The organism is bacterium (genome assembly GCA_040757115.1).
Classification (GTDB): Bacteria; UBA9089; CG2-30-40-21; order CG2-30-40-21; family SBAY01; genus JBFLXS01.
On sequence record JBFLYA010000006.1, the window covers coordinates 1 to 17,716 of the forward strand.

The 17,716-nt window shown below is 37.3% G+C and carries 14 protein-coding genes and 1 pseudogene; 4 read left to right on the plus strand and 11 right to left on the minus strand.

What is annotated here, in order from left to right; translation table 11 throughout:
* Nucleotides 1-119: 119 nt before the first annotated feature.
* From AB1422_00890 to rsmD, 3 genes and pseudogenes are all read right to left on the minus strand, one after another.
* A pseudogene (locus AB1422_00890) lies at nucleotides 120-620 on the minus strand (CfrBI family restriction endonuclease).
* Nucleotides 621-649: 29 nt separating this feature from the next.
* Nucleotides 650-847: a hypothetical protein gene (locus tag AB1422_00895; protein MEW6617902.1), complete on the minus strand. Its 198-nt coding sequence runs from the start codon at nucleotides 845-847 to the stop codon at nucleotides 650-652.
* Between the two features lie 399 nt (nucleotides 848-1,246).
* Nucleotides 1,247-1,828 (minus strand): 16S rRNA (guanine(966)-N(2))-methyltransferase RsmD, encoded by a 582-nt coding sequence (rsmD, locus tag AB1422_00900; GenBank protein MEW6617903.1) that lies wholly within the window; start codon nucleotides 1,826-1,828, stop codon nucleotides 1,247-1,249.
* A 77-nt stretch (nucleotides 1,829-1,905) separates the two neighbouring features.
* Here rsmD and AB1422_00905 point away from each other — a divergent pair, with 77 nt between their 5' ends.
* Nucleotides 1,906-2,343: an NUDIX domain-containing protein gene (locus AB1422_00905; GenBank protein ID MEW6617904.1), complete on the plus strand. Its 438-nt coding sequence runs from the start codon at nucleotides 1,906-1,908 to the stop codon at nucleotides 2,341-2,343.
* A 2-nt stretch (nucleotides 2,344-2,345) separates the two neighbouring features.
* Nucleotides 2,346-2,906, plus strand: coding sequence for a shikimate kinase (locus AB1422_00910; protein ID MEW6617905.1), 561 nt, complete (start codon nucleotides 2,346-2,348; stop codon nucleotides 2,904-2,906).
* Nucleotides 2,907-3,061: 155 nt separating this feature from the next.
* Here the strand turns inward: AB1422_00910 and ilvD are convergent, their stop codons facing one another.
* The 4 genes from ilvD to AB1422_00930 form a co-directional block, all read right to left on the minus strand.
* A complete protein-coding gene (ilvD, locus tag AB1422_00915; protein MEW6617906.1) occupies nucleotides 3,062-4,723 on the minus strand; it encodes a dihydroxy-acid dehydratase in 1,662 nt (553 codons plus the stop codon).
* A gap of 198 nt (nucleotides 4,724-4,921) precedes the next feature.
* Nucleotides 4,922-5,053: a hypothetical protein gene (locus AB1422_00920; GenBank protein ID MEW6617907.1), complete on the minus strand. Its 132-nt coding sequence runs from the start codon at nucleotides 5,051-5,053 to the stop codon at nucleotides 4,922-4,924.
* A 153-nt stretch (nucleotides 5,054-5,206) separates the two neighbouring features.
* Nucleotides 5,207-6,358, minus strand: a complete 1,152-nt coding sequence (locus tag AB1422_00925) for an RNA-binding domain-containing protein (protein ID MEW6617908.1) — start codon at nucleotides 6,356-6,358, stop codon at nucleotides 5,207-5,209.
* 71 nt (nucleotides 6,359-6,429) lie between these two features.
* The gene (locus AB1422_00930) at nucleotides 6,430-7,323 is read right to left on the minus strand and encodes a peptidylprolyl isomerase (GenBank protein ID MEW6617909.1); all 894 of its coding nucleotides are present in this window, start codon (nucleotides 7,321-7,323) and stop codon (nucleotides 6,430-6,432) included.
* Between the two features lie 787 nt (nucleotides 7,324-8,110).
* Between AB1422_00930 and purM the strand changes: the two genes are divergently transcribed.
* Complete coding sequence (gene purM / locus AB1422_00935; protein MEW6617910.1) at nucleotides 8,111-9,109, plus strand: phosphoribosylformylglycinamidine cyclo-ligase; 999 nt, start codon at nucleotides 8,111-8,113, stop codon at nucleotides 9,107-9,109.
* 239 nt (nucleotides 9,110-9,348) lie between these two features.
* Here the strand turns inward: purM and AB1422_00940 are convergent, their stop codons facing one another.
* From AB1422_00940 to AB1422_00955, 4 genes are all read right to left on the minus strand, one after another.
* Nucleotides 9,349-10,170 carry a prohibitin family protein gene (locus tag AB1422_00940; GenBank protein ID MEW6617911.1) on the minus strand — a complete coding sequence of 274 codons (822 nt, stop codon included), beginning with the start codon at nucleotides 10,168-10,170 and terminating at the stop codon, nucleotides 9,349-9,351.
* A gap of 754 nt (nucleotides 10,171-10,924) precedes the next feature.
* Nucleotides 10,925-12,751, minus strand: a complete 1,827-nt coding sequence (locus tag AB1422_00945; GenBank protein MEW6617912.1) for a phosphoenolpyruvate carboxykinase (GTP) — start codon at nucleotides 12,749-12,751, stop codon at nucleotides 10,925-10,927.
* Nucleotides 12,752-12,875: 124 nt separating this feature from the next.
* The gene (locus AB1422_00950) at nucleotides 12,876-13,931 is read right to left on the minus strand and encodes a hypothetical protein (protein MEW6617913.1); all 1,056 of its coding nucleotides are present in this window, start codon (nucleotides 13,929-13,931) and stop codon (nucleotides 12,876-12,878) included.
* Nucleotides 13,932-14,115: 184 nt separating this feature from the next.
* Nucleotides 14,116-15,669 (minus strand): hypothetical protein, encoded by a 1,554-nt coding sequence (locus AB1422_00955; GenBank protein ID MEW6617914.1) that lies wholly within the window; start codon nucleotides 15,667-15,669, stop codon nucleotides 14,116-14,118.
* Nucleotides 15,670-15,845: 176 nt separating this feature from the next.
* Here AB1422_00955 and AB1422_00960 point away from each other — a divergent pair, with 176 nt between their 5' ends.
* On the plus strand, nucleotides 15,846-17,714 hold the full coding sequence (locus tag AB1422_00960; GenBank protein ID MEW6617915.1) for a secretin and TonB N-terminal domain-containing protein: 1,869 nt from the start codon (nucleotides 15,846-15,848) through the stop codon (nucleotides 17,712-17,714).
* The last annotated feature ends 2 nt before the right edge of the window (nucleotides 17,715-17,716 follow it).

The window sequence follows — 17,716 nt, forward strand, 5'->3', positions numbered from 1 at the left end:
TTTCCACAATCAATTTCTACCTATTTCTATAAATTTCAATCTATTTCTATTATCTTATCTCCATATCACTCTTATCTCCTTATCCCCTTTCTTACACTTTTGATATATAGCCTGAACGGTTACAAAATCTCATTAAAGATTTGATGAAGTTTCTGGTCAATATTACCAGTAAAATCTTGATGAGGAATATTTAGATGTTTTAGTACTTTAGAAAACCTTTTGTATCCATTTTCACTTCTTAATTCAACCCATTCTACGCCTAAACTATCCAGTTGTCTTTTATTAGTTTCTGATAATTTATCAGCCACAAAAATCTTACTTTCCCTTGCGATTACTGCGTCTGCACTTTCTGGGTTACCACGTCCCATCAGTTTCACTTCGCATTTATACTGGTTTTTACCTTCAACCAGGTGAAAATCAATTTCTCTTTCAAAGTCAACATCATCTACCACTTTACCTTTGATTTTTACAGAATAATTTTTATCAGGCACTCCATATAATTTGCACAGGGTTTGCATTAACGGTTTTTCTACCCTTTTCCCACCAGTGCTCCACAATCCACCTCTTAACTCTGCTCGTTTTACGGCGAGAGTATTTATTACGATTAAACTTTCGCTGACATTTAAATCAACACTTACTCCCTTAAAATTTACTCACTTTCGAATTCTTCGATGAGTTTATCCTGTTTTTGAGCATATTCGATAGGATTGATTGATTTACCATCCATAAAACTTTCATCTTCAAAGCTGATTGCAACCCATCGCCACTGTTTTTTATCATTAATCATACATTTTATAGCTTGAAGATGAACTCCCGTTGAAAATATTGTTAATTCTTTTTTCTTCATCTTAATTGTTTAAAAATTTTTCCACCTGTGCGGTTAGATTAACCTCCCTCACATCTTTTAAAACCACGAAGAACACGAAGGGCACGAAGAATTATAAACCAAATCGTAACTATTCAGCCCCAGATGGACACGGATGAAACACTAAAAATTCGTAATCCGTGTCCGTTTTCCGTGTCCGTAATTAGGCTGATGGCTGATGGCTGAAAATTCAGGTATAGTGCCTCGTGTCTCCTCTCCTTCTCCGTTTCTCCCTTTCTTCGTTTCCCCGTTTCCCCCTTTCCCCTCTGCCCTCTGCCTTCTGCCCTCTGCTATTTATCCGTGCTAATCCGTGTTAATCAGTGGCTGAATAGTTACCCTGCTGTTTTTAATTTAATTCATTAATGTATTCTTTTGTTAGCATCATTTTCTAATCTCCAGCGGTAAATTCTCGGCATAAAATGAAATCGTAATGTCCCCATATCGCTTTTGCTTTATCAATCTTAAGGATTTAATTATCTCTGGTAAAATCTCCTTTTTATGATGTTCTATCCCTATTATTCCATTTGTATTGAGGATTTTATTTTCCGATAGAGCAACAAGTGTTGGAAAACAAAAATTTTTTAAAAAAGGTGGTGCTAAATAGACAATATCAAAACACTCTTTTTTTTGTGATAAAAATTTTATCGCCTTCAGCACTTCTGTTTTATAAACAAAAGTTTGTTCTTCTGAAAAATCTAAGGATAAGATATTTTGTTTGATGATTTTTACCTGCGAGGCATTATTTTCGACAAAGACTACCTTTTTTGCACCACGACTTAACGCCTCTAAGCCAATATTTCCTGTGCCTGAATAGAGGTCAAGGAAACAGGCTTGATTTACTTTATTGCCCAGAGTATCAAATAACGACGCCTTTACCCGACTTAATGTAGGTCTGGTTGCATATCTATTTTTCGCCTTAACAATTCTACCTTTAGCCTTACCGGCAATAATTCTCACTTTCATATTTTACTTAAAAAAATATTTATTGTCAACAAAAATCTTGACTTTCACCCTGTTTTGGCGTATAATCAGATTAAAAGATGGATAAACCAGATGTTCGTGTTGCCCTCGTCATCCTTAAAGAGGATAAAATTTTGTTAGTTCAACATCAAAAGAAAGGTAGAAAATATTGGCTTTTGCCTGGTGGCAGGGTAGATTTTGGGGAGTCATTAATTGAGGCACTTGAGAGGGAATTGTTAGAAGAGGCAAATATCAAGGTCAAGGTAGGTAATTTACTCTTCATCAGCGATGCTATTTCTCCTGATAATGGTAAAAGGCACATTATCAATATCTTCTTTGAAGGGAAAATAATTGGCGGCGAGTTAAAAATTGGCAACGAAGAAATCCTTCAACAAATAGAATTTATCCCGGTGAGTCAATTAGACAAATTGACCTTTTATCCAATGGTGAAAGAAGAATTAAAGGAATGGTTACAAAAGCGAAAACCTTTAGGTTACCTTGGTAATCGGTGGGAGTAAGGATGAATAATATTATCTTATCAGGTTTTATGGGAAGTGGTAAGACTGCGGTAGGCAAACAACTATCCTCAAAATTAAATATGGATTTTATCGACCTCGATGATTGGATTGAAGAAGAGGCACAAATGGCTATAAATGAAATATTTGCTAAATTTGGAGAAGATTATTTCCGAGAATTAGAAAAAGAAATAGTTAAAAAAGCCTGTGAGAGCCTTAAGAATAGTGTTATTTCTACTGGTGGTGGGGTAATATTAAGGGATGAAAATGTAGAAAATTTACATCGAGCCGGGATAGTAATCTGGCTCAAGGTAAGTCCTGAAAAGGTCTATGAACGCACTAAAGATGCTTCTCATCGCCCATTATTAAATTGCCCTAACCCGCTTGAAAAGATAAAAAAATTGCTCTCCTTTCGCACACCTTATTATACCGCCGCCGCAGATTTTATTGTGGATACATCAGATTTAACGGTTGAAGAGGTAGTCTTAAGAATTACCCGGTATTTAAAACTTTGCCCTGGTGTGGTGTTGAGTAAGTTTTGCCCGGAGTATCATCAGGTTTCGTAACCTGCAAACGGATAATTGGTTAAATAGCTTCGTCGTGAGCTCAGCCGAACGGTATTTAATTACCCGTTACCAATCACCAGTTACCAGAATCAAATTCCGTGCGTTATTTGTTCACCACAACACTAGCCGGTAGGAGAGAACCCTGCAAGTTTCCATCAGTTTTTAAATACAGCGCCGGTAGAGGCTGAGGTAACCTGCTGGGCATAGCGATACAGGTAGCCTTCTTTTATCTTATATTCTGGTATCTGCCAATCTTTAAACCTTTTCTTTATCTCCTCCTCGGATAGTTCTATATTTAATCGTTTATTAGGAATATCTATGCTTATCATATCGCCGTCTTTGATGATAGCCATTGTGCCTCCTTCTTGTGCCTCTGGTGAGATATGGCCGATAGCCGCTCCTCGAGTTCCACCTGAGAATCTACCATCTGTTAGTAAAGCGACATCTTTATCCAGACCTACACCTGCAATAGCCGATGTAGGACCAAGCATCTCGCGCATCCCGGGACCACCTTTAGGCCCTTCATATCGGATAACCACGACCTGCCCTTTTTCTATTTCCTTGTTCAAGATTGCCTTCATTCCAGATTCTTCAGAATCAAATACCTTTGCTGGTCCCCGATGGACAAGCATCTCTTGAGCAACAGCTGATTGTTTCACCACCGCCCCTTCTGGAGCAAGGTTACCAAATAAAATGGCAATACCACCATCCTTTGAATAAGGTCTGTCAATTGGTCGGATAACATCTTCATTCAAATTTTTAGCATTTTTGATATTATCCATAACTGATTTACCCGTAGCGGTCAGCAATTCGGTATTAATTAACCCTTTTTTATTTAATTCTGACATTACCGCAGGCACGCCACCAGCTTTATCTAAATCCTCAAGGTGATGTGTGCCTGCTGGAGAGATTTTACATAGATTTGGGGTGCAACTGCTTATTTCGTTAAACAAATTCAAATCAATCTTTATATTTGCCTCACGAGCAATCGCAGGAAGATGTAAAACAGTATTAGTCGAACTACCCAGTGCCATTTCTACGGCAATTACATTTCTAAATGCCTCCTGGGTGGCAATATCTCGGGGCAGGATATTTTTTTCAAGCAATTCCATTATCTTCATTCCAGCAATCTTTGCCAATCTTTTTCGTTTAGCCGATGTCGCCAGAATAGTTCCATTACCTGGCAAACTTAATCCTAATGCCTCACTGAGGCAATTCATAGAATTAGCCGTGAACATTCCCGCACAAGAACCACATCCAGGGCAGGCTTCATCTTCTATTTGTTTTAAGTATTCTTCGGTAATTTTTCCACCAGCATAGGCACCCACATTTTCAAAAACAGTAATCAAATCAAGTGTTTTACCTTGAAAATAACCGGTTAACATTGGTCCACCACTGATTAAAATTGATGGAATATTCAGTCGTAACATTGCCATAAGCATTCCTGGTATAATCTTATCACAATTTGGGACTACAACCAGGGCATCAAAAGGATATGCCATTCCCATTGCCTCAACAGAATCAGCAATCAATTCCCGTGAGGCTAAAGAATATTTCATCCCTTTATGTCCCATCGCAATACCATCACAGATACCAATGGTAGAAAATTCCATTGGAGTGCCACCGGCTAATCGGACGCCTGCTTTTACCGCCTCGACAATATCGTTTAAATGGATATGCCCTGGTATAAGCTCATTAGCCGAGTTAGCAATACCAATTATTGGGCGTTGAATCTCCTCATCTGTGTAGCCCATAGCCTTAAATAGTGAGCGATGAGGTGCTCTTTCAAAACCTTTTTTCATTACATCCGACCTCATAAATATTTTCCTCCTTTTTATTAAGTGAATAGAGTTCTGCAAAACTAAGAAACTGTAGTTTTTAAGCGGGTATTTAAAACCTCTATTTTTATCAATTCCCTCCAAAGAGCAAAATGCAAAAAGCAAATATAAAAATTACATATCAAAATGTAAAATTATCTCTTTCCTTTCAGCGTTAAAATACTTGAAGCAAAGATATTACCAAATTCCTCCAACTCTTTGAGAAACACTATCCTTTGGCAACTTATCGATGAATTCTATAAGTCGCAGAGTAAAGTTATATAGTCTTTTCTTGAAGTCCTTTTTGAAATTTGATTTGTAATTTTGCATTTTGATATTTGAATTTTTATCTCTAATTTCAGGTCTAACTCTCAGTTATCTCCCCCAAATCCTATTTTGCAGAACCCTAACTATTCAGCCACAGAGGGACACAGATGAAACACTGAAAATTCGTAATCCGTGTCAATCAGTGGTTGAATACTGTTATCCTTCTTTTCTTGGTATAGTTAAGATAAATTCACTCTCTATAACCTCAAGTAGCACATCTTTACCAGTAGTCTTTTTTACAGATTCTATTATTCTTTGTATTCCAGTTCCTATATCTGTTACAAATCCCATCTTGCCAAGTAAGTTATATATTGTTGGGTTTCTTACCACATGGGCTCCACCTATTTTAATGTTTTCAATACTGACGCTATTAGGTAATTTGCCTGGGCTATGAAACTCTATCCTGTTAGTAAATATAAATATCCGAATAGGAGCACTAATAGTATAATCCCTATGGGCTACTGCATTAACAAGGGCTTCTCTTAAGACAAAATCTTCAATCTCAGGATATTTTTCATTTTCAAGTCCTTTTATAATATGTTTTTCTTTTATGTAAATCTTTAGAAATCGCATACAATCCTCAAGTATTTGTGGAACTTTACCGTCAAACTTTTTTAGATCAGATGGTGGAATAGCCATATCATCTCCATCTATATAAGCAGTAACTATGTATGAAGTTGGAATATAAAATTGAGGGTTTTCTCCAAAAAACAGAATTCCTGCAAGGGTTGGTTTTTTGTTTTTTGAAAGCGATTTTATATTAATTAAATACGGTATTAAATCTTTATCTTTTACTTTTAGAGGGAAATACCTTTCTAAAAATTTTTTAGCATAATCAGTATCAATATCTTTAATACTTGCTCTTGAAATTTCAATCTCATCGTAGTATATACTTTCAGTAGCCTGGAAAAGGCGCAGAAGTTCTTGTCTTCCTGCCTGCCTGCATCTATTGGCACTTCGTATGTAATATAATCCTCTTCCAGTTCTGTAAGGTCTTTGATCCCCTTTAGGAACATTCACTATTATTATATTTTTCTCAACAACTACTAATGACTCAGTTACAACAGTACAAGGCGGTTCACATCTATTAAAGGCAACATCATCAATTTTCCTTATAGTTTCATCCAGTTCTTCCCTTTCTAATCCAACAATTTCACCATTATCACGAACACCTATAATTATTTGACCTCCGTCTGTATTTGCAAAACAAACAATACTTTTTGCAAGTTCTTCATTATCAGTAAGTTTTTCTTTGAAATCGGTATGTAAATCCTCGCCTTTTAGGATTCTTTCTCTAAGTTCATTCATCATGTTTCTCCTTTGATTGACCACTGCCCACTAACCACTGTTCACTGACCATTTCTTGTATTGCGATTTCACTACTCCAGCACTATCTTCATATAAGCCTTTTCTTTTAATTTATTTATCCAGCGGGTGAATTCTTCATTAAATTTTACCTGTCTTAATTTTGTTTCTTGTGTTTTTACTACTTCCTCCAATTGTTCTTCGTCTAACTCTTTTTTTTCTACAAGTTGAATGATATGAAATCCAAATTTAGTCTCGACTATTCCGCTTATTTCACCTGGTCTTTTTAAAGCAAACGCCGTCTCTGAAAATTCTTTAACCATCTGGCTTTTAGTGAAAAATTCAATCATTCCACCCTTATTTTTACTGCCGGGGTCAATAGAGTAATTTTGAGCTAAGTCTTCAAATTTTTCACCTCTCTCTAATCGGGCAAGGATGAGGATTGCCTCTGGTTTAGTTTTCACCAGGATATGCCTAACTTTAAACTGATGAGAAAATTCATTTCTGATTTGAGCAATTTCATCTACGGACACCTGAATATTTGACCATACCTCACTTTCTACTAACTCTTTTTTTATTAAACTTTCTTCATATTCCCGACGAAGGTCATCTTCTGAAAGTCCTTCTAACTCAATAGCCTTTTTAAATTCATTAATAGATTTGAATTGTTTTTTAACCTTATTGAGTGCTTCTTCGAGCTCTGCAGGGGATATTGTAATTTTTTGTCTTTTAGCCTCTTGTAAAATAAGTTTTTCTTCAATTAATTTATCCAACACCTGCTGTTGTAATTTATTCATTTGTTCAGGAGTAAGGTTTGTCTCTATTGCACTCATCGCCTTATCTATTTCTGTTTGAGTAATTATATCCTCATTTATCCAGGCAACAATACGGTTAACGGTTTTTGCCTCAGCAAGATAACCTCCTGTAAAAGTTATAATTAAAGAAAAGATAATATATTTAGATTTCAATTTTAGTCTCCTTATAATTGGTAACTGGTAACTGGTAACTGGTGAATGGTGATTAGTGCTCTGTTGCCATTCAAGTGATTGATTGGCCATTGTCCCCCGCTGGCGGGGGTCTTATCGTTACCCACATCTTTTACTGGACAATGTTATTAACTATGCATTCATTCACAATTCACCATTCACAATTTTTTCCCTAAATTTCCTTAATAATGATGAATGGTGAATTATCAATTGTCAATTATTAAAACCCCTTTCTTCTCACGCTTCACGGTGTCCACTAAAACTTGTGGGTAACGATAAGGGCGGGGGTAGGGGGGTGGATTTTTCTATTTCAGATTTCATATTCCACCCTATTACCCCCGCCAGGGGACATCAATTGAGTAGCGACAGAGCATTAGTCACCAATTTTTAAATTCGTGAAGCCCTATAGAGTATTATAATATCAAAATCTATATTAATTGTCAATTTATTTTTTATCTTGACATTTACAGATTTATCTGATAGGCTAATTATAGCAGTTATTAGTCAAAATTTACTCAGAGTGGATAAGTAAAAAATCCCAAATCCCAAGCACCAAATCTCAAATAAGCACCCAATTTCAACTAATAAATACCAAACTATGGGGGGGTAATGTTTTGAATTTTGGTCATTCGAATTTGTTTGGAATTTGGAATTTGTGATTTGGAATTTCAGAGCCATATCTATGTCAAATTTCGATTAATAACTGCTATAGTAGTCATTAGTTTTTGCTTTCTGATGGCTGAACACTTAGAATAGAGGAGTATAAATTATGGGTATAACTTACAAATCAGCCGGGGTAGATATTAATGCGGGAAATGAATTGGTCCGTCGCATTAAAAAACTACCAACCAAAATTAGAGGTTCTACCTGGCAAGTTATTGGTGGGATTGGTGGGTTTAGTGGCTTATTTGAACTTGATTTCAAAAAATATAAAGAACCAGTTTTAGTCAGTAGTTGTGATGGCGTTGGGACGAAAATCAAAATTGCTCAAAAACTAAATCAACATAGAGGTATGGGGATTGATTTAGTGGCAATGTGTGTCAATGACCTGGTTACCTGCGGGGCACAATCTTTATTTTTCCTGGATTACCTGAGTTTTGGTAAATTAAACCTTACTGTTGCTCAAGAAATACTGGAGGGAATTGTTGAAGGCTGTAATCAAGCAGATTGTGCCTTGTTAGGCGGAGAAACTGCTGAAATGCCTGCGGTCTATTCGCCTGATGAGTATGATTTAGCTGGTTTTGCCGTCGGAGTAGTTGAGAAAGGAAATTTAATCGATGGAAACCAGATAGCTATTGACGATGCCATTATTGGTATTGCCTCCTCGGGCTTACATAGTAATGGTTTTTCATTAGTGCGGAAGGTATTTGAACAAGATATGGAAACTTTCAAAGATGAACTCCTTAAACCAACCAGGATTTATGTAAAGTCTATTTTGACACTCAAGGAAAGTTTTAACTTAAAGGGTATTGCCCATATCACGGGTGGTGGATTTTTAGATAATATCCCACGCATCCTGCCTGAAGGCACAAAAGCAGTGATTAGAAGAAATTCATGGGAAGTACCGTGGATTTTTAATGAGATTCAAAATAGAGGTGAAATTCAAGACCTTGAGATGTATCGAACATTTAATATGGGTATTGGAATGGTCATTATCGTTTCCGAAAAAGAGTTTTCCTCTGCTATGAAAAAATTAGACAGCTTGAGTGAAAAAACCTATTTAATCGGCCAGATAAAAGCAGGTAATAATGAAGTAGAATTCAGGTAATCAGTAATGCGTCAGTCATTTGGGGAAATGAACATTAACCTGCGGAGGACAGAGCAATGAAAATAGTAGGCAAGTAGGTAGTAGGTAAGTAGGAAAGGGATAAAGGATGTGCACGGTATTCCTCTTCTGGGGGTAATGTCTCCTCCTTTCCTACTCTCCTACTTCCTACTTTCAGGAGAATCCCCCATTTCACTGACCCATTACGGTAATCGGTAATACTGATTACCTGATTTCCAAAACTACTTATGAGGGGAGACATCAATAAAGGGCACAGGTCCTCCACCAACATATTGAGGTAAAACACCATTCCATTTTTCGATTGCGGCCATTTGAGCCTCTATTTTGCGTAATTCTACCAATTGAGGTGTAACTTGTTCTTTTTGGAGTCGGAGTGCTTCTGCCTGGGCTTGTGCTTGAGCGACTTTTTGTTCTGCCTCAGTCTTAATCCGCTCTAAATCCCGTTTTGCTTTCAAAGCCAGTTGTTCAGCCTGTTGTTTTGCTTCAATGGCGGCATTAAAATCGGCACTAAAATTAAAATCAGTAATTGAAACCGCATCTACTACCAAATACTTTTCTTTTAACCGAACATCCAATAATTGTTCTACCTGTTGTTTGACTTCTTCTCGTTTCTGGACAAGTTCTTCAGCAGTAAATCTTGCCGTCACGGCTTTGACTGATTCCTGAATAGCCGGGTCAACTATTCTACTTTCAAAATCAGGTCCTATTTCTTGCCACAATTTATTAACCATTATCGGATTTAACCCATAGTTTAGGGCAATTTCTGTGCTAACGGTTTGTAAATCTTTACTTGCGGCACTGGCTCTACTTTCACGCTTCCTTACTTTTACATCGACCAATATTACCTTTTCTATTATTGGAATTTTGAAATTTAGCCCTTCATTCTTTATTGAATCTTGCACCGCACCAAATCTTGTTACAACACCACGCTCACCAGGTCCAACGATGACAAATGGATTAAGTGTCATCAGAAGCATCAGAAGAACAAACCCCACAACGCCAAATTTAATTAAATGCTCTACACCTTTGTCTGATTTTACCATTTTTTTTCACCTCCTTTAGTTTGGTAAATGGTAACTGGTAATTGGTAACTGATAACTGGTAATTAATTACCAATTACCAGTTACCATTTAACCGATTACTTATTTTTAATTTCGTGAAGTCCTATTTGGTCAACGCTCTCGGATAAATTTGAGCGTTGATTTTATTAGTTTTCTCAAATCCACAGTTCTTCCTTCACCTCCATCTTTTTAAGTAGGAAGTGAGAAGTGAAAAGTGAGAAGTAAGAAAGTAAAAGGATAATTGATTAAACAGATTACATTTTTTGTAACCGTTCACCGCAGAGACACAGAGACGCAGAGAAGAAAATTAAAATTTATGGACGATAGGCTTAACATCCCTGATTTTCATCAGTGCAAGCTCCTGAGTCCAACAACATTAAACTTGCCCTGATGAAAATCAGGGATGGATTAACAAATCTGGCTTGCCGGCTGAACATTCGGCAAGCAGGTCATAAGTATTTCAATGGCTACACCAATAATCTTTTCTGTTATCTGATTTATTTCCATATCTTCTCTGTTCCTCTGCGTCTCTGCGGTAAATTACCACCTGAACGGTTACCATTTTTTATTGTAAGCGGATTGAACGGATTGAGCGGATTTTTTTATTTCTTTTTCCGCTAAATTCGTTAAATCCGCTTACTAAATCCACCCGCTTGCTATTAAAAATCTGCTTCCTTAATTTTCTACCTGCACAGGTCGAAAGTTTTCTTGCTAAATGGTAACTGATGAATGGTAATTAAGTTCCAATTACTAGAGATTCCCGGAGTCGTTCACAAAGTGCGTCGTGTTCATCCCAGAGAGCCTGTGGCAGTCGGTCTCCAAACTGGTTAAAGAATTCTGCAATACTTCTGGTCTCTTCAAGCCAGTCCTGTGGATTTACCTCGAAGAGGTGGTCTATAATCTCCGAAGGCAGGTCAAGACCAGTCATATCAAGGCTTTCTGGAGTAGGGACATAACCAATAGGGGTCTTTTTGGCTGATGTTTTACCGTTACAGCGGTCAATAATCCATTCGAGAACACGCAGGTTTTCACCATAGCCTGGCCAGAGGAATTTACCATCGTCCATTCTAAACCAATTAACATGGAATATCTTTGGTGGCTTTGTCATCTGGCGTCCCATTTTAAGCCAGTGACCAAAATAATCAGCCATATTGTAACCACAAAAGGGCAACATAGCCATTGGGTCGCGGCGAACTTCTCCCTGCTTTCCATACTGAGCCGCAGTCCGTTCTGAAGCCATAGTTGCTCCCATATAAACTCCATGCTCCCAATCAAATGCCTCGTAGACTAATGGGGCTAAATGTGCCCGTCTTCCACCAAAGATAATAGCCGTGATTGGCACTCCATGATGATGTTCTAATCGGTGGCTGGCGGAAGGACAATTAGCGATGGGCACCGTAAAACGACTGTTAGGGTGAGCACCTTTAATCGCATTACCATCTTTATCAACCATCCCTGGTTTCCATGGTTTCCCTTGCCAGTCCATTCCTTCATCAGGAACTGGACCATCTCCATCTTCCCACCATACCGTTCCATCTGGTTTAAGAAGAACATTTGTATAAATGGTATCTTTTTGAATCATAGTCACTGCGTTTGGATTGGTTTGAGAATTAGTGCCAGGTGCGACGCCAAAAAATCCTGCTTCCGGATTAATTGCCCATAATGCCCCATCACTATCAATTCGCATCCAGGCAATATCATCACCTACAGTCCAGATTCTATAACCTTTTTTCTTTAATCCCTCTGGTGGAATAAGCATAGCCAGATTGGTCTTACCGCAGGCACTTGGAAATGCGGCGGCAATATATTCGATATAGCCATTAGGTGACTCTATGCCCATAATTAACATATGTTCTGCCAGCCAGCCTTCTTTTTTCGCCAAATAACTGGCAATACGGAGGGCTAAACATTTTTTCCCGAGCAGGACATTTCCTCCGTATCCTGAGCCCACACTCCAGATAGTATTATCCTCCGGGAAATGTAAGATAAGTCGGCGATTAATATCCAGGTCAGCCTTAGAATGCAAACATCTGGTAAATTCTCCCCATTCTCCTAATTTATCAAGCACCGCTTTTCCCATTCTGGTCATAATCCGCATATTCAAGACAACATAAATGCTGTCGGTTAATTCTACGCCTATCTTGCTGAAAGGAGACCCGACAGGACCCATTGAAAATGGCACGACATACATTGTTCGTCCAACCATCGAGCCATTAAATATCTCACCAGCTTTTTTATAAGCCTCCTCTGGCGGCAGCCAGTTGTTAGTTGGTCCTGCCTCTTCCTTTGAGGATGTGCAAATATAGGTCAGGTTTTCTGTTCGAGCAACATCATTAAGGGCGGTGCGGTGGTAAAAACAGCCTGGTAATTTTTCCTGGTTCAGTTCAATTAATTCACCAGTCTTAATGGCTTCTTTTGTCAGGCGATGTTTTTCTTCCTCAGACCCATCGCACCAGTGAATACTATCTGGCTTACATAACCTTGCCATCTCATCAACCCAGGCAAGCAAAGCACTATTGTTAGTCATAACTATTTTTCTCCTTACTTTTTGGTCATTGGTAATTAGTCACCAATTTTTAATTTCGGACATAATTAAAGTCTGTCTTTGGTTTTTAGTCTTTGGTCTTCTTATCCTCTCATTTTCATCCAATTCTCTAATCTCTAATTTGTTTAATTTACTAATTCGCTTAATTTTCCTCTAACATCTTCTTTATCTTTTCCTTTCCAAGAAGTTTTATAAGATCTCTTTGTATTTTCTCTTCCCCAATGCTACGAATTACCTCTTTTTCCCCAATGCTACGAATTACCTCTTTTTCTCCAATGCTACGAATTACCTCTTTTTCCCCAATGCTACGAATTACCTTCTTTTCCCCAATGCTACGAATTACCTTCTCCTCTCCAATCCCTTGCACAAATTTGTCAATCCCTACTATATCGACAAGCTCTCTCATTATATCTGGTCTATCTGCTAATGTCTTCGGCATCAATTTTACCTCCTCTTCTCCCAGACTCCGAAGTAACCTCTCCTTACCAATACCCTGGATAAACTTATCAACTCCAACTATATCTGCCAGTTCACCAATTATATCTGGTCTATCTGCTAATGTCTGTGGCATTAATTTCACCTCCTCCTTAAATTCATCAGGATGTAGATACAACCCTGTTTCTATTAACTCTACTAACTCTACCTCTAATATATCTTCCCTTTTACTACCTATTCCCCTGGCTAATTCCCTAATGGATTCTCCTGAAGTAAAAAGAATTAGTCCATAGTTTTCAGGAGTCACCTCTAACCTATCCAGCTGGATTAAATAAAAATTAAACCCAAAATCCGCAAAATAAAGCCCTTCCTTTATCTTTGCCAGTTTATGCCCATTACCACGAATATAATCCTCTATCCCCTTTATACCACCGCTTAAAAGTGCATAAACATTTATTTGTCTTCGCCATTCTATATTCTTTTTTATCTTAAATAATAGCACATAAGCAAATAATCGGTCAAAATCATTCCGGGTGAATCTATCCCCAGGTGATTTATATTCAATAACATTATAATCAGTAAATGATTGGAAGACAAAAGGTAAGGATTTAACATCCGCATCCTTGCCCTTTTTAATGACCACAATATCTATCCTTAATGGCATTTTGCCAACTTCAACCTCAGTTTCAACCGTAAACCCTTTAGGTTCGAGTAGATGTTTTAATACATTTGAGAAATACGGATGCCATTTCTTCTTCATCATCTATAAGTATATACTAAACTTCTATCTTTGTCAATAAATTTTTAGCAGGTTTTTAAATTGACAGGATGCAGGAATGACACAAAGAACGCAGGAATGACAAATAAAGCAAAAATTCTCATTTTGCAGAAGTCTTTCACACCAACTAAACGATTACTATTGTAGCAGACCAGTAGATTTTTGATTCTTATCTCTTGATCAAGAAACTCCTTTTCTCTTCGATAGATTTCTTCTCTCCATAGCTAATCTCAAATATGGCAATATATTCACCGGGCTCAAGATTATGAGGTTGTAGTAAATCTATCTTGTGAGTTCCTTGAGGTAAGATTAATATCCCTTCAGGAAGTAATATTTCAGCCACTTTTTCTCCATGTCTTTCCTGAACTACAACTTTACCCGTAGGTTGAAGGCTTACATTCCCAGCATTCGTAAGGTTGAATGACACCTTCAACTCCTTGAGATTTGGTAAGATTTTTAAATCGTTAAGAATGAGATTCTCTTGCAAAGTATTGGGAATAATTATGCCAATGGGCACAATAGCCTCTCCTCGTTTATCGCCAGAAGAGGCAATAAACAAAATCGCTCCATATTTCCCTCCCCGTTCCTCTTTAGGTACGGAGATATTATATTTTACAACCTTTTGTTCATTAGCGGGAATAGTAAAGGATGAAGGATTCACTTTAAGGCAATTTACGCAGGAATATGAAGTAGTGCCTGGCTCTAAATAGATAATCCGTCCCTTCTCATCAATAAATGCATCTCTTAATTCTACCCGGATATCAATAGGGATATTCTCGGTATTAAATAATTGGATTACTCTACTTCGAAACCCTTGTGGCATAACTTTCTCATTTGCTGCCGTAGGAAGTGTATAGAAGCTGAGGTATTCTTCACTCTTTTCTTCACCTACTCCTTTGGCTAAGACACCATTCTTTACCATAACTGGAGTTTTGCTCATTAATATCTTTTTTCTACCATATTTTTCTTGACCATAAGGGATTTTAATCTCAGCGGTATAATTGCCATCAGGCAACTTCTGGTTAATTACTGCCTTAAAATCTCGTATATCCTCGGGAAACATAGTGTAAGTATCAGCAGTAATTGGAGTTTGGGTAATTATCCTTCCTCGACCACTCTTGATATATAATATTCCTTTATCTGGAACCAGACGAATATTACCTTTATTCTCTACGGTTATGGTAAAGATTGTATTTTCTTTTTCTTTTGTCATATCCGTATTCAAGATATTGATTTTTTCTGTAAATCCTCTAATTCCAACCGTCAGATAGACAATAGATGCTATTCGATAATGTGCCGTAATCCCACCTTTAGCCGTTTTCTCTGGTAGGGTTTCGCACATAATTGCGGCATACCTTTCGCCAATTGGTGTTCCCCGTGGTATGGTGACTTTACATAAAATCTTCTTTTTCTCATCCTCTTTTATAATCATCTCACCCTCTGGTTGTAGTTTTATCCATTTTGCGCATGAATATTTTGACATACCAGCTGGAGGATATCTAAACTCCCCATTTCTTTCAATAGTAATATCAGTGGGATATATTTTTACTTTTGCCTCTTTTTTATCTGAAATAAAGATGTTAATCTCAAATGTCCTTGATGTTCCTGGGGAACCTTTAATTTCAGTAGCAAATGGGTCAAAACCAAGTTTCCAGGCAAAAGATTCTTTCCCTCCTAAACTAATAATCAACAAAATAAGTATTGTAATCTTAATTCCTCTCATCTTCTTTAATAACCTCCTTTGGAATTAGAAAGTAGAGAGTAAAGAAAACAAGCCTCTTCCCTCTCTCTACTACCAATATATCATAATTCATTATGTTCTGTCAACAAAATTTTCAGAGAAAGGGGCAAAGAATTTTGTTGACAAACATTAAAACTTAATGATATTATAGTAGCATAATGAAATATAAAAAGGTGATTTTTGGGGGAATTGCTATCTTTTTAACTATAGTGAATAACTCTTATCCTGCCACAGTTTCTACATCCTCACTCCTTAGAAATGGTGATTTTAGTGCGGGACTTGATTTGTGGGAAGAACTACGGCAGGGGAAGGCAAATATTATGACTATTAATATTGTTAAAGATAGCCCAAAGTATCCACATGTTCTTCAATTTAAAAGAAAAATAGCCAGAAAAACCATAGGTAAATTAGGGATTAAACAGGATATAAATAGAGAGGTTGCTACTGTATCTACATCACTTTTTATCAAAACAGATGTAAAGGTAATTCACTCTTCACTTATGAGTGATACCCTTCTCAAAGGTGGGATTTACCCACTTACTCTGGAAATAGAGTATTTGGATGAACAGGGAAAAATCTACTTGTGGAAGCATGGCTTCTTATATTCCACACCCAGATATAAAGATAAAGGAGAAATGGTAAAACGGAATGAATGGCACTCATATACTTCTGAAAACCTACTTTCATTAACTCCAAAGCCAAAGATAATCACTCAGATAAAGGTCTATGGTGAAGGTTGGGAATTCTGGGCAAGGATAGCAAATCTTCAACTACTTGAAGAAAGACTATCAGTAGCCGAAGAATTAGTTACAGAGCAAAAGGAAGGCGATGAAGGAACCTCCCCCTTAATCCCTCTCCAGAAGGAGATAATTGTGGGGAGTTCGAGTCAAGAAGAAATTAAGAAAGAGGAAAAATCTGCACTTGCGTCTGAAGAGAAAGAACCACTAATTACCAATACCTTTGTTGATACTGATATAAGGCAAGCACTTCAAGATATAGCTTCACAGGCGCAGGTTACTATTATTGCAGACGAGAGTGTTCAAGGAGTAGTATCTATGGAGTTAGATAATCTACCGTTAGAAAAGGCGCTTAAAAGAATCCTTACCCCTTCGGGATATCTTTTTAAAAAAATAGAAGATTATTACCTGGTTACCTCGTCTGACCCTACTACCCCGACATTCCTTCTATTATCTACAGTTGAACGAATTAAACCCAGTTACTTAAAAGTAGATTCCATATCTAATCTCCTACCAGCTAATTATGCTAAATATATCAAAACAGATTCTGGCGAGAATATCCTTACTGTAACCGCACCAGCAGAGATTATTGAAGAAATTAAGGAATATATAAAAAAGATTGACCTTGCACCTAAACAAATACTTGTAGAGGTGATGGTAACTGAATTATCCGAGCAAGCAAGAAGAAGTCTGGGAATAGATTGGTCTTTCCAGGAGGGAAAGACTAAAGTTACACTTCTACCTACTACACTGGAGTTAAAAGGGAATTATCTAAGTGTTGGAGTATCCTCAGAAGCTATGGCTACCATAAAGATATTAGCTGAGAAAGGAAAAGCAAAGATTAGAGCTACTCCGCGAATACTTACTATAAATGGCAAAACAGCTAATATCTATATGGGTAGGGAAGAATACTATTCCCTACCAGGAACTGCTTATCAACCCGCAAGTTTTAGTAAGGTATTAAGTGGAATTACCTTAAAAATTACCCCTTATATATGTAGTGATGATGAGATTACAGTTTCTATTGAACCTGATGTAAGTGATGTTACTGGAATAGGCAAGGAAGGTTATCCGGTTATCAGTAAGCGAACTGCAAATACTATGGTCAGGATGAAAAATGGCCAAACAATTACTATTGGTGGACTAATTCAACAAAAAGAGGAACATAATATCACCAAGATACCCGTGATAGGAAGTATACCTTTATTAGGATTCCTTTTCCGGAATACTCAAATTAAATCTGCAGAAACAGAAATAGTGATATTTATTACACCGCATATCATTGATTAATT

Bases quoted from the DNA above. Each gene is read 5' to 3' on its own strand.
- AB1422_00895 (MEW6617902.1), bottom strand. From the start codon at position 847: ATGAAGAAAAAAGAATTAACAATATTTTCAACGGGAGTTCATCTTCAA.
- rsmD (MEW6617903.1), bottom strand. From the start codon at position 1,828: ATGAAAGTGAGAATTATTGCCGGTAAGGCTAAAGGTAGAATTGTTAAG.
- AB1422_00905 (MEW6617904.1), top strand. From the start codon at position 1,906: ATGGATAAACCAGATGTTCGTGTTGCCCTCGTCATCCTTAAAGAGGAT.
- AB1422_00910 (MEW6617905.1), top strand. From the start codon at position 2,346: ATGAATAATATTATCTTATCAGGTTTTATGGGAAGTGGTAAGACTGCG.
- ilvD (MEW6617906.1), bottom strand. From the start codon at position 4,723: ATGAGGTCGGATGTAATGAAAAAAGGTTTTGAAAGAGCACCTCATCGC.
- AB1422_00920 (MEW6617907.1), bottom strand. From the start codon at position 5,053: ATGCAAAATTACAAATCAAATTTCAAAAAGGACTTCAAGAAAAGACTA.
- AB1422_00925 (MEW6617908.1), bottom strand. From the start codon at position 6,358: ATGAATGAACTTAGAGAAAGAATCCTAAAAGGCGAGGATTTACATACC.
- purM (MEW6617910.1), top strand. From the start codon at position 8,111: ATGGGTATAACTTACAAATCAGCCGGGGTAGATATTAATGCGGGAAAT.
- AB1422_00940 (MEW6617911.1), bottom strand. From the start codon at position 10,170: ATGGTAAAATCAGACAAAGGTGTAGAGCATTTAATTAAATTTGGCGTT.
- AB1422_00950 (MEW6617913.1), bottom strand. From the start codon at position 13,931: ATGATGAAGAAGAAATGGCATCCGTATTTCTCAAATGTATTAAAACAT.
- AB1422_00955 (MEW6617914.1), bottom strand. From the start codon at position 15,669: ATGAGAGGAATTAAGATTACAATACTTATTTTGTTGATTATTAGTTTA.
- AB1422_00960 (MEW6617915.1), top strand. From the start codon at position 15,846: ATGAAATATAAAAAGGTGATTTTTGGGGGAATTGCTATCTTTTTAACT.